The following is a 12,614-nucleotide window of genomic DNA, read 5'->3' on the forward strand; positions in this document are numbered from 1 at the left end:
TAGTAGACGACATTTCCTCTCTCCATCTTGTGAGTCTTGCCGCTAGGGCAACGCCTGGCAAGACTCGTTTATTTTCGGGAGGTTCATTGGATTGATGGATCTACGCCTGACCCCTGTCATCTTAGCCGCCGGTCATGGCAAACGCATGAAATCCAACCTGCCCAAGGTGCTTCATCCCCTCGCGGGTTTGCCCATTATTCATCATGTGTTGCGCGCTGTGCGTGCCGTCGCCACGGAGCCCCCCGTGGTAGTGATTGGGCATGGCGCAGATCGGGTGCGTCAAGCTATTGGCGAAGGAGTGCGTTTCGCCTATCAAGCCGAGCAATTAGGCACTGCGCACGCCCTCCAGATGGCAGAACCCCTGCTGGCAGGCCAAACCGACCTCATCCTAGTCGTCACAGGGGATATGCCCCTGCTAACGCCAACGACCTTTCGTCGCCTGATTGCCCTACAGGCCGCTAACCCAGGGCCTTTGAGTCTGGTCACCCTGATCAGCGATAATTCGTATGGATTTGGGCGTATCCTGCGTTCACCCGATGGTAATGTCCAGGGCATTGTCGAGGAAGCCCAGGCTACCCCCGAGCAACTGGCCATCCGCGAACTCAATGCCAGCGTGTATTGCTTTGATGCCCACTGGATCTGGGAGGCCTTGCGACGCGTTCCCCTCTCCCCAAAAGGAGAGTACTACCTGACAGATGTTGTTGGACTGGCCGTCCAAGAGGGTCAGGCGGTACAAACACTGGTGTTGGAAGATCCCCAGGAGGCGTTGGGAATTAACACCCGCGTTCATTTAGCCGAAGCCGAAGCCATTATGCGCCGCCGCATCACCACAACCTGGATGGAAAACGGGATAACGATCATCGACCCCAACAGCACCTACATTGAGATGGATGTGCAAATCGGCCGCGATACCGTTATTTACCCCTTCACCTGCCTGCGCGGGGCGACTCGCATCGGGCAGAATTGCCGCATTGGTCCTTTCACCTTGTTGCAGGATGTGATTACAGGCGCAGATTGTCACCTAGTCGGATGCGCCTTGCAGGACACATACCTGGAGTCCGGAACATCCATTTTGCCTACGGGGGGAGCTACGCTCACTTGGCTATCCGGTAATACCAGCACCCCCCTTGCCACCCCGCCACCTGAAGATTTATCCCCCCACTATGAGTAGCGCTCTCGGATTTGGACTCGCCAGTTTGTTGCTCCTGGATGGAGGCGTTACCCTGCTGCGCGCTGCTCTGCTCAACGCTCAGCGGGGGCGTCTGCTACTGCGCGCTGAAGGACGTGAGCGGGAAGTTGAGCGCGCCGTGCGCTTGTTGGAGGATACCTATCTGCGGGTAGGGCTGCGCTTTGCCCTATCCCTGCTGCACCTGACTTTGGGTTGGGCATTATGGCAGACACTGTTTACTTTAAACCCTACCTCAGCCGCTAATCTGCTGTGGGTTCTCTTGGCTGGGGGGCTTGTACTAGCATTGGAGCATGCTCTTGAAGGGGCTGTGGTGGCTCATGCCGAGTCCTGGGTACTGAACCTCTATGGGCTGTATCGCCTTCTGGCATTCCTGGTCCATCCCTTGGCCGCCCTGCTCATTGCCCTGCGCGGTGGGCGGACCGCTTTGGAAACCTCACCACACCCGGTCACCGAAGATGAATTACGCGCCTGGGTCAAAAATGAGGACACCCCTGGTAGCCTGGAAAAGGGCGAGCGCGAGATGATCTATTCTATTTTCCAGTTTGGCGATACCCTGGCGCGAGAAATCATGGTACCACGGATAGACATCCTGGCTCTGGAAGCTAGTACAACGGTAGAAGAAGCCATCCGTGCTTTCACCCAGTCCGGGCATTCCCGTGTCCCGGTGTACGAAGAAACCATTGATAACATTATCGGCTTGCTCTATGCCAAAGACCTCTTGCGCATTCAACTGGACGCCGAAATTCCCCCCGATATTCGCCCCTTCCTGCGACCAGCCTATTTCGTCCCTGAGTCCAAGAAGGTGGATGACCTCTTGCGAGAGATGCAGGCACGCAGCATCCACATGGCAATTGTGGTGGATGAGTATGGGGGTACAGCGGGCCTGGTCACGCTGGAAGACATTGTCGAGGAAATCATCGGCGAGATTCGCGACGAATACGACCAGAGTGAGGAACTGCCCTACCAGGAAATTAGCCCGGATGAATATGTGCTCCATGGCCGCCTTTCGTTGGATGATGTCAATGATTTGCTCGAACTAAGCCTGAACACCGATATTGCTGACACATTGGGAGGCTATATCTACAGCGTGGTGGGCAAGGTGCCGGTTGGGGGGGAGCAGATCCAGGTAGGGGACTGGGAATTTATTGTGGAACAGATCAGCGGACGGCGCATCCGGCGCGTTCGCGCTATCCGCCGGCCCCGGCAAGCCAACACCGAGGAGGATGTGAATGAGGCTCGACGACACGACTCGCCAGCAGTTAGTAGCCACAGCGCTTGAAGCCCGTCAATGGGCCTACGCCCCTTATTCCGGTTACGCCGTTGGGGCTGCCTTGCTTACGGCTTCGGGCAAGATTTATGACGGTGTCAACGTGGAAAACGCCGCTTATCCCGATGGCATTTGCGCCGAGCGGGTAGCCGTCTTCAAGGCCGTCTCCGAAGGAGAGCGCGAGTTCATTGCTATTGCAGTGGTCAGCCAGGATGGAGGTTTTCCGTGCGGCTCCTGCCGTCAGGTACTTAGCGAGTTTGGCCTGGATACCTGGGTGATTGTTGCCAACACCCACGGCGAGATCCTTCAGGAAGCCCGCGTGGGCGATCTCCTCCCCCGTCCTTTTGGACCTAAAAACCTGCTGGATTGAAAGGACGCGCACAGCTGGAATACTATCACCATGAACTTGGCTCAGGAGCGCATCCTCAAAGTTGAAGCCGTGGTGCTGGAGCACCACGAATGGGGCGAGGCTGACCGCTTGCTCACCCTTTTCACTCGCGAGCATGGACGATTACGGGCCGTCGCCAAGGGAGTGCGGCGAATCCGCTCGCGCAAAGCCGGCCACCTTGAACCCTTTACCCGTGTGTCACTGGTATTGGCACGCGGGCGCGATTTATGGATCGTCACCCAGGCTGAAACCCTGGAAGCCAACTTGGCTCTCCATGGCGACCTGGAAGGCATTGGTTACGCTAGTTACGTGGTAGAACTCCTGGAGCGACTGACATATGAAGAGGGAGCCAATCCCGATCTGTACCGTTTGCTGGTAGAGACACTGCGTCGCCTGGATGAGAACCTCGACCCGCCCGCGTTGATCCTACGCTATTTTGAATTGCATCTGCTCGATTTGGCCGGGTTTCGCCCTGAGTTAAGGGAATGCGTTACCTGCCGTCAGTTGATCCAGCCAGAAGATCAATATTTCTCACCTGCGCTGGGAGGAGTGCTCTGCCCCCCCTGTGGCAAGATGGAACCTTCCGCGCGCCCGGTTTCCATGAACGCGTTACGCTACCTGCGTCATTTGCAGCGCAGCCCTTATGCTGAAGCGCGTCGAGCGCACCCTACCCCCACTGTCGCTAGTGAGATGGAACGTCTGCTTCAGGAATATCTGAATTACATCCTCGAGGCGCGTCTCAATAGCCCGGACTTCCTGCGCCAGGTACGTCAGTCCCTCAGCGGCACCAACCATCTTCCTTCTTCTATCCCTCCTTCTGAAGAAAATCTTTCAGACTAACCCGCTGTCTGTAGGGCTAATCTAAAAAAGGTCGTGCCCGCCGAGTAAGGGGTCTCGAGGGGCTGAGATTTCCGCCCATTAAACATCATTGCCGAGGGAAGGCATATTGAGGCACAGTAGTAGGGAAGATGGTCTGCAGGATTCATAGACCGCTGGCATTGGCGGGGAATGGCGAACAAGGCTTCGCCATCCCACATGGGATCGTTAAGGGCAAGAACAACCACGCCACCAACCGCCTTTGTGGAGAAGCCGGACACAACTCTGGCGCGTCTCCTGACTGCCTACTTGCTCACCTCGACCAACTCTCCGGCGAACACAAAAACCTGGATACGGCGGTGGGAGGCTTAACCGGCCTTGGGTTTGATGCGCGCTCGCCAATGCCCGGCCCTTCAGCATTTGGATCACTTGCCACCGGGCGCTGACCCGTGCACTAACGCCTTCATCGGCTCAACTGAGCCTGTTGAAGTTTACGCCACCCTCACCCCTGGCACTGATGCAAAGTGGCTCAAAAGAAAACAACTTGCCACCCCAAGCCAGGCCAGGGGTTGGGTTAAGTGTGCACACCTGGCTAGGCAAGAACTTGTGATAGAGAGGCTAGAGCTTATCCATCGGACTTGAGTCGTAGGAACGACAAGTGTTTTAGTCACCGAGCAATATGGTAAACTTTATTTATGGGAGGCTTAGAAATTCGGGAGAGAACAGTGAGAGCAGGCATAAGGCGCAAATTGACCTGGAGCGGGGGAATAGGGCTAATTGCGTTGATATGGCTCGGTCTACTGCCCTTCAAAACTGCCCAGGCCGAAGAGCCCACGCCCGAACCTTATGCCCGCCGTACTACCCTATCCTATGAGTACACTGCCTACCGTTGGTGGGTCGTCGAGTGGCGCACCAACTGGATCGCGTGCGAGTTGGTGATCGAGCATGCGGGGCTGCCCTACCCCGATGAAATCCGCACCTGGTGCGAACCTCATGTGTACAATCTCTGGCGCAATACTCAACCCTGCGTCCTTACAACCCCCGAGCAACCTTTGACAGCCTGCCCGGGCTATTACCTGCACCTAGCTGAGCAGTGGCAAGCCAGCCGCGAGATAGAAGTGGAACTCCCCCTCCCCAGCGTATGGTTAAGCCTGGAAGGGTGCACTGCAGATCTGCCACCTGGTCAATGTGACCGCCTCCCTTTGTTACGCCTGGAAGCAGCGGAACCTCTGCCCAACGAGATGATTATTGCCATTAACGGCACGTTAGGAAATGAGCCTTTCGCCTGTCGCGGTTCCACCTGCACTGTGCCCTTGCGCCCAACCGGTCTGCAAGGCGAAACGCTGGAATTCTGGGCCGACTCCTCCTATGGCGATTCCAGCCCCCACTACACGGCATTGGTGCGCGTGCTGCCACGAGGTGATTTTATGGCCCCAGAGGGGCGCACGGACCAAACACCGCTTTATTACGTTGACATTCTGAGTTCTCAGTGGCGCGGGAGCATGCAGGCTAGCTGCGCCGAAACATGGCAATCATTTCCTGATCCCGGCGGTCCACCCCCATGGTTGAGCACTCCCAACGATCCCCAGGGGCTGTATTCCTCGTTGACTCTGTACTACCTGGCCGGCATTTTGATCACTCGGGGGGAAGTAGATGCCAGCGATTGTCCGGCAGGAGGGTTGCAAGCGCCGCTGGTTGCCAACACGTGTGGAATGCAACGTGCTTATGATCTCGTCCTGGAATGGCAAAACCGCTTTGATGAGGAAATCTGGCGCGTCGCTCAGGAAAGTGGTGTGCCAGCCCAGTTGCTCAAGAATATTTTCACGCGTGAAAGCCAGTTCTGGCCCGGCATTTACCGCACCTACCGCGAAGCCGGATTGGGGCAGTTGACCGAGAACGGCGCCGATACACTCTTGTTGTGGAACCCGACCTTTTTCGCCCAGTTCTGCCCCCTGGTGCTACATCAATCTCGCTGCGATCTAGGGTTTGGCAATCTCAAAGCTGAGGAACAGGCCATGCTGCGGGGAGCGCTGGTGCGCCAGGTCAATGCCAGTTGTTCGGAATGCCCTGCCGGAATTGATCTAACCCAGACGCGCTATAGCATACACGTTTTTGCTGAAGGACTGAAAGCAAATTGTGAGCAGGTAGGGCGGCTGATCAGCAATCTGACTGGGCGCATGGCGGGCGAGGTTAGTTCATACACCGACTTGTGGCGTTTTACGCTGGTCAATTACAATGCCGGTCCCGGCTGCTTGCTGCGCGCTCTGCGCGGGGCCTATAGCGCAGGTGAACCGCTGGACTGGGAACATGTGGCAACCCACCTTGAACCGGCTTGCCGGGGAGCTATTGACTATGTGCGCGATATCAGTGAACGCTTGGGCGGGGTACAGCCCACCCCCACCTCCTGGGTCTACCCCGGTCAGACGCCTCCCTCACCCCCGCTGGTTATAGCGCCAACAGCCACGCCGGCTTCTGCCACAGCCCGCACCCCTACACCACCCCCTGTACCAGGTTACTATCCGCCGGCCACCCCGGCGCCAACCCAGCCAGGCGGCTATCCAGAACCTGGCTTCACGACCACGCCGGGTGCGGGTTATCCCGGACCGTGAAGACCGACCACACCAGGAGGGTTTTGTGATTGAACTCCAGCATCAATGGGTGGAGGTCGAGGGCCTGCGCATTCACTTGCTCTGTGCTGGAGCCGCTGCAGAGACCATTTTGCTACTGCATGGCGGAGGTATTGACTCCGCTTGGCTCTCATGGCAACCCATTATTCCCACCATAAGCGAGAACTACCGTGTCCTGGCGCCCGATCTGCCCGGGTACGGCGAGAGCGCCCGCCCGGATATCTCCTACACCATGGCATTTTACGTCGACTTTGTGGCTGCGCTGCTGGAGGTACTTCGTCTGGAGCGGGTTACCTTGGTGGGTGTCTCCATGGGCGGTGGCATCGCTATTGGGTTGACCCTTGCCCACCCTGAACGTGTCCGACGCTTGGTGCCCGTGGATAGCTACGGACTGCAACGCCAAGCACCGGCTCATCGCTGGTCCTACTGGTTAGTGCATTTGGAAGGGCTAAACCGCTTGACCTGGGGGTTGATGGCGCGCAGTCGCTCCTTAGTGCGGCTGTCTTTGCAACAAATTTTTCACGATCCCCGCAAAGTGGACGCAGCATTGGTTGAAGCCGTTTTCGAGGAAGTCCGCAAACCTCATGCTGGACGGGCTTTTCGCTCGTTTCAACGCCACGAGGTGCTCAAAGCAGGTCTGCGAACGGTTTACCTCGAACGCCTGGGAGAAATTCGCGCGCCCACCCTGTTTATCCATGGCGAGCACGACCCTCTGGTACCCCTTGCAGCAGCGCGCGAAGCCCACCAGCGCTTGCCCGGTTCTCGCCTGGCGGTTTTGCCACACTGTGGGCATTGGCCCCAACGTGAGGACCCAACCACATTTAGCCAGATCTTACGTGGGTTTCTGGCAGAAACCTGATTTTTTTAGTCAACATCGGCCGGACGCACCTCCAAATCGGAAGCACTAACGCGGATACCGGCAAAAGCCTCAAACGTCAGGTGGGGGATACTCAAACGCAGGCGCCGTTTGAGGATCTCAAACATGGCCAGATAGCTCTGACGTATGCGCGCCGTCCAATCCAGGCCCAGTTGCCGAGCAGTCGCTTCGATGATAGTCGCGTCGGGACCTTCGATCTCGCAGAAAACGCCATAAGGCATCTCATCAATAACGATTTCCACTGCCCCCAGTTGGTAGGTTGTGCGCCACTTCTCGTAAATGACACTAACCTCCAGCCCTAGCGCCTCCAACAGATGACGCGCCGTTTCAAAATCGCTGACCCCAACCTCGATTTCCTGGCGGGCACTCACCGGCGCATCAGGCTGAGCCGGCCCTTTATAGGTCAGGGTAGTCTGGTAGGTGCGGCGCAAACGCAGCACCCGATGCTCACGCGTCAGATGCCGATCTGGAAAATCAAAACGCAGGTTGAGTTCATATTGGCGGGGTTCAACCTGCTTGGCCCCCAGAACCCGCAACCGTTGATGCAAGCGCGCGGGCTGGCTCAGGTAAAACTTGACCTCAATTTCTTCTTCAGGATGAAGCGCGTTTTTCATAAGCACCTGATGTTATCTCATGGTGAAGAACAAGAAAACCGATCACTAGAAGCACCCCGTTAAGCCCCAATGCAAAAGGCCAATTGTCCCGGATGGTTGGCGAGACCGCTACAAAGAGGCGATCCACCCAGTTCCACAGGCTCCAACTCACCAAGGTGATTCCACTCAAATACAGTCCCCAAACGCGCTGCTGCCACACACCTAAGATCGCAGTGGCCCCTAAAAGGGTGAACACCACCCCTGTCAACGCCAGATAAGCCGGCCCAGGCCATATCCCAATCTCAATTAACCAGTTCCACAAGATCAGCGCCTGAACACACCGCAAGGCCTGGGTCAGCGTCAACCCAAACAGTCCTAAGAGCAATGCCCATCCCCACCCCCCACGCCGCGAGCGCATCACCGGGGGACTCATTTCCACCGCACCTCCCATAAATGGACATGGGCCGGCTCGCTATCGCGCACGTTGAGTATCTCAATTTCCATACGAACGACCTCTGACGGCGCGGGCAGGGTCAAAGTCATCTCACGGGGCAATGGCGTTTCGCCCACCTCCTGGCTCACCACCATCGCCTCCGTAGCACCTGGTGCCCATACTTGCACAGTAACCCGTGTCGGCACTCCACCAACCCGAAAAGTAAGGGCATGGATTATCTTGGGAGCAGGAAACCCCAATTGGATACGTAATGGGTTAGCCTCATAGGTGCGAATCAGCGTTGTGGGGTCACCATCAAAGGCATGTTGAATTTCCCCCATGTCCAGATAGGAGTAAGCCACCTCAGCCAGACTGCCATCAGGCAAGTTCACCTGGCCCTGCACCAAAGTGCGACGTTGCTGGCGCTCGGCCTCCAGAATCGCCTCAATGTTTTCCACATAGCACAGACGAACAAAGTAGAAACCTGGCCGACCGTCTGGATAGGGCAGAGTTTGCTCAACGCGGATATCGGTAAACTTGGGGCTATTGCGGGCACGCTCAAATTCTTCTGGGGTCATGACCAAAATCAGGCTTTCCAGTTCCGGGCGGTACTCATTCACAAAACCGTCAATGTTGCCCAGTTCAAATGGCAGGGGATCGCCAACGAAGAAGCGAGCCAGCGCGTCTGTACCATTTGCCCAGGTCGGTGAAACCAGAATTTTCGCTCCAGGATGATCTTGTAAATAGTCTTGAACCGCAGCAAACACTTGCTGCGCACCATATTGCATACCATTGAGACCGTAATTACGATACCACAAGGGTGCGTTGAGCAACGCATCACGTAGCATAGCCGCACCATATAGGCTCAACCCAGCAAACGCGAAACCGGCCAACGCGTTCAGGGTCATCGCTGAGGGGATCCAATTGGCAAGACCCCGCGCCACACGGTGCATTATCCATTCAAGCCCCAAGGCCGTGAGCAACGTCGCTGGGATCACCATAAACAATGCCCGCGTCACCCCCAAGCCGACCAGCGCAGCCCCGCTGGGTGCCGCCAATACGGCAATCAGCAGTGTGCGATAGGCCGATTGCCGCAAGCGGCGAAACATTAAAACAATCCCCACAAGCGTAAACAATAAACCGGGGCGCCATAAATGCCCATAATTTTTCATAACGTGGCGAATCAGATCCGGGGGATCGGGGCGAAACCAATAAAGCAGGTTGAGTCCACGGAGATACTCTTGCCCCCAGAGGCGTAGCTTTTCCCCTAGTGGCAGGGGTTGAAGCCAGTACGAGCGCAGAATCTCAAGATGGCGGAATGTCTCTCCGGGGTAGGTAAGTTGAAAGCGAAGATATGGCAGGAGCAGCAATATCCCCAACGCCAGGGCCTCTCCTACCTCACGCCGATGTTGCCAGTGATAGCGCACATCCACCACCGCCAGAAGCAGGACGCTCACCGCAACCACCATTTGCGCCGCGCTGTAACTATAAAAGGTAAGCGCTGCCAGAAGCGCAACATGGCGTAAATAACGCGGTTGTTCAATGCGATAACGTAGATAGTAGTACAGAAAACCGGCATAAAAACTGGTGGCCAAGGCAGTTTCAAATGCTGTACGTGAGTGGAGGAACCAAGTTGGTGTCACGGTTAAAATCAACGTCGCCAGCCAGGGAAACTGACTTCCAAAAGCCCTCCGCATAATCAGCGCCACCCACAGCGCCGCTAAACAGGTGATCAGGACAGACGTTGCCCGTGTAACGATCACCGAGCGGCCAAATAGCAGATAAGGCAAGACTTGGAGATAGACGGAGAGGCTTAGGTTATACTGCCCCCCATTTTCAAAGTACGTGGGGAGGAATTCGCCATCATAATTGCGCAGACCATCGCGCAGGAAATCAGCCGCCAGCAGTGTTTGTACCGCCTCATCGCTGAAGAAATAAACGGGAAAACGATCTAAACCTACCAAGCGGGTAAACGCATAAAATGCCACTGCCACGGCCATCAGCAATCCCATCCAGGGCAAGGCTCGCAGGCGGGCTGTCAAGCGCAACCAAGGTGTTGTGTTAGGCCACAACTCTGCCTCGGTGACCCAGGACGGTAAGGGAAGTTGCTCGGCAGCTTGCGGTGGGTTACTCAGCGCCAAGGTATGGGTTTCTAGGGGCTCACCTTCGGGGGTCAGAGTAGTTACATTGAGATGATAATGCTCACCCGGTTGCAAGGTCAAACGCAAATTGACTTGGCGCAGAATGGAACGCCGCCGCGGTGAAGGTAAAGAAGACTCAGCAGGAACTTTCGGCTCAGCCATGGTTCAGGGGAGATTATAGCACGGCGGCCAGAGGATGACGCATTGCCCACCTCGCCGATACTGGCATATTCCTACGAGACAAGCACCCTTGCACCGGAGCGGAAAAGTAAGGTCTCGTCCATTGGATCATCCCAAGGACCATGGTAGCGCCAAGGATAGCACCGGGTCCGGGGTAAGTGCCTCTTATTTCCGAGATCGCAGCATTTCTAGCGGTATAGAGGCAACGAAACATTTTGGGGTCACTCGAACGGTTGCTGAGAGGATTCTAGGAGATAGGCATACCGGCGTGAGACGATTTCCGTTTCGGTCTCAGATCCATCTCTTGACAAAACTTACGAAGGGCTTATAATCGCATTCATTGTATTGAATATATTTGGCATTACGTTTGCTAAATATTGAAACCACCCGCTCGCAGGAGTGTAGCAATGTCACAGGAACTCAATCTTGAACCGTATCTTGAACTATATAACGAGGTGATGGCCTCCATCCGGCCAAAGACTTTCCCCTTTGGCGTCAAGTTCTACGATAACCTAGAGGAACGCCCCCCAAGAGTTATGCGCCCTCCAACGCCGATGAATGTTTGCCAGGCTACGGCGTTAACCCGCTACCATGGCCGTTTGATGTACTTCACACTGGAGGACATGGCTTGCATTATTGGAGCAGTGGCTGTGGGCATGATGGAGCCTCCCGAAAATATGCGTTCCGGCAAAATTGCTGCGATGCTTCATGCCGACTTAGAGTCAGCCAGACGCTTCACCGACTTGGTACCACGTATTCCCCCCGGTAAGGTCAAAGCCATCGCCTCAGCGCCGCTTGATCGCCTAACGTTTGAACCGGATATTGTAGTGATATATGGAAACACTAGCCAAGCCATGCGCATCGTTCAGGCCTATCTATGGAAGCGTGGCGGGCGAGCCAACTTTTCCACTGGCGGCGAATACAGCCTGTGTGCCGATACCCTGGCAAATACCTACAATACACAGGATCTCTCGCTCGCCATCCCTTGCTTTGGCGACCGGAAAACTGCCATGGCACAGGACGACGAATTGACTGTTAGCTTTCCAGTAGCGCTCATCCCAGAAATCCTTGAGGGCTTGCGCGGTACAGCCCAAACCGCTGCCTACCCAACGCCCTTTGACATCGGTTTTCCACAAATGCCCGATTACACTCTGACAGAATGGGCAGTAGCATTTCGTCAGCAACAGCGTAAGGTGTCGGTTGAAAGAACAACAAGGAATACAAAATAGATCTGTTGGCGGGTGGCTGGTAGGCGCAACATACGCAGGGTAACCACCCACGAGGTGAGGTGCCACAGCCAGGAGTATGTGCAGGTGGACACGGCAAATTTAGCCGCCACCCCTACGCGAAGGAAGTATAACTTGTTTAGATCAGGAAAATCTCAAAGATTTTCCAAACCCCAAATCTTGTATGGAGGCTAAAAATGGCTAAAGATGAACTTTGGCATGGCATTCCCCGTAAGGATATTCCCTGGTTTCCAACCGTTGATCCTGAGGCATGCATTGGGTGTACCCTATGCTTTTTGACCTGTGGCCGCGGCGTTTACGATATGGAGGGCAACAAGTCCGTGGTCGTAAATCCATACAACTGTATGGTTGGCTGTAGCACATGTGCAACGGTATGCCCAACCCAGGCCATCGCCTTCCCCGACCGAGAATTGATTTGGAAGCTGGAACGCGAGCACAAAATTTTTGGCATCGTCCGCAAAGAATCGGCTGAAAAGAAAGCCAAACTGGATGCTCTGAAAGCACGGGCAGCCGCTGAAGATGCAATAGCAAAGCTGGTCACGCGGGTAAAGTTTGAAGTGGCGGGGGAATTTGACGATAAGAACCTTCTGGGTCAAATGCAAGAACTGGTCGAAAATCGGCCATATGATTTTGTCAACGTAGACCTGAAAACGCCGACCGTAAAAGGCACCATGGAGAAAACGCCTTCTTTCATGAGCTTTGAGGTAACTTCAACAGAACAGGCCGATATCCAGGAATTTTTACCTGAAGTGCGCGACCTAGTTCGCCGCAATGGGTTAGTGTTGGTCAGCGAGAGTAAGTTGTAACAGATGGCGTTCCCGGGAGCGTCCCTGTAATTACAGGGACGCCCTCTAAC

12 protein-coding genes are annotated in these 12,614 nt (G+C 55.5%); 9 read left to right on the top strand and 3 right to left on the bottom strand.

Annotation, left to right across the window (positions count from 1 at the left end):
• Nucleotides 1–94 precede the first annotated feature (94 nt).
• The 7 genes from Q0721_RS03195 (at nt 95) to Q0721_RS03225 (ending at nt 7,146) form a co-directional block, all read left to right on the top strand.
• Entirely contained in the window at nt 95–1,171 is a 1,077-nt protein-coding gene (locus tag Q0721_RS03195; protein WP_299025226.1) for an NTP transferase domain-containing protein, read from the top strand.
• Nucleotides 1,164–2,468: a hemolysin family protein gene (locus Q0721_RS03200; RefSeq protein ID WP_299025228.1), complete on the top strand. Its 1,305-nt coding sequence runs from the start codon at nt 1,164–1,166 to the stop codon at nt 2,466–2,468. The genes Q0721_RS03195 and Q0721_RS03200 overlap by 8 nt, the downstream gene beginning before the upstream one ends.
• Complete coding sequence (gene cdd / locus Q0721_RS03205; protein ID WP_299025230.1) at nt 2,419–2,826, top strand: cytidine deaminase; 408 nt, start codon at nt 2,419–2,421, stop codon at nt 2,824–2,826. The genes Q0721_RS03200 and cdd overlap by 50 nt, the downstream gene beginning before the upstream one ends.
• Before the next feature lie 30 nt (nt 2,827–2,856).
• Nucleotides 2,857–3,684: a DNA repair protein RecO gene (recO, locus tag Q0721_RS03210; RefSeq protein WP_299025232.1), complete on the top strand. Its 828-nt coding sequence runs from the start codon at nt 2,857–2,859 to the stop codon at nt 3,682–3,684.
• Between the two features lie 128 nt (nt 3,685–3,812).
• Nucleotides 3,813–4,106 (top strand): hypothetical protein, encoded by a 294-nt coding sequence (locus tag Q0721_RS03215; RefSeq protein ID WP_299025234.1) that lies wholly within the window; start codon nt 3,813–3,815, stop codon nt 4,104–4,106.
• A 279-nt stretch (nt 4,107–4,385) separates the two neighbouring features.
• Nucleotides 4,386–6,269 (top strand): hypothetical protein, encoded by a 1,884-nt coding sequence (locus tag Q0721_RS03220; protein ID WP_299025236.1) that lies wholly within the window; start codon nt 4,386–4,388, stop codon nt 6,267–6,269.
• A gap of 25 nt (nt 6,270–6,294) precedes the next feature.
• A complete protein-coding gene (locus Q0721_RS03225; protein ID WP_299025238.1) occupies nt 6,295–7,146 on the top strand; it encodes an alpha/beta hydrolase in 852 nt (283 codons plus the stop codon).
• A gap of 5 nt (nt 7,147–7,151) precedes the next feature.
• On the opposite strand, the gene cyaB is transcribed toward Q0721_RS03225, so the two are convergent.
• The 3 genes from cyaB to Q0721_RS03240 are packed head-to-tail and all read right to left on the bottom strand — an operon-like array spanning nt 7,152 to nt 10,493.
• A complete protein-coding gene (gene cyaB, locus Q0721_RS03230) occupies nt 7,152–7,778 on the bottom strand; it encodes a class IV adenylate cyclase (protein WP_299025240.1) in 627 nt (208 codons plus the stop codon).
• On the bottom strand, nt 7,756–8,190 hold the full coding sequence (locus Q0721_RS03235; RefSeq protein WP_299025242.1) for a hypothetical protein: 435 nt from the start codon (nt 8,188–8,190) through the stop codon (nt 7,756–7,758). Before Q0721_RS03235 ends, cyaB begins: the two co-directional genes overlap by 23 nt.
• Nucleotides 8,187–10,493, bottom strand: coding sequence for a glycosyltransferase family 39 protein (locus Q0721_RS03240; protein ID WP_299025244.1), 2,307 nt, complete (start codon nt 10,491–10,493; stop codon nt 8,187–8,189). The genes Q0721_RS03235 and Q0721_RS03240 overlap by 4 nt, the downstream gene beginning before the upstream one ends.
• Nucleotides 10,494–10,918: 425 nt before the next feature.
• Between Q0721_RS03240 and Q0721_RS03245 the strand changes: the two genes are divergently transcribed.
• On the top strand, nt 10,919–11,740 hold the full coding sequence (locus tag Q0721_RS03245; protein WP_299025246.1) for a DUF169 domain-containing protein: 822 nt from the start codon (nt 10,919–10,921) through the stop codon (nt 11,738–11,740).
• A gap of 194 nt (nt 11,741–11,934) precedes the next feature.
• Complete coding sequence (locus tag Q0721_RS03250) at nt 11,935–12,564, top strand: ferredoxin family protein (protein ID WP_299025248.1); 630 nt, start codon at nt 11,935–11,937, stop codon at nt 12,562–12,564.
• The last annotated feature ends 50 nt before the right edge of the window (nt 12,565–12,614 follow it).

The organism is uncultured Thermanaerothrix sp., from assembly GCF_938028735.1.
Taxonomy (GTDB): Bacteria; Chloroflexota; Anaerolineae; order Anaerolineales; family Anaerolineaceae; genus Thermanaerothrix.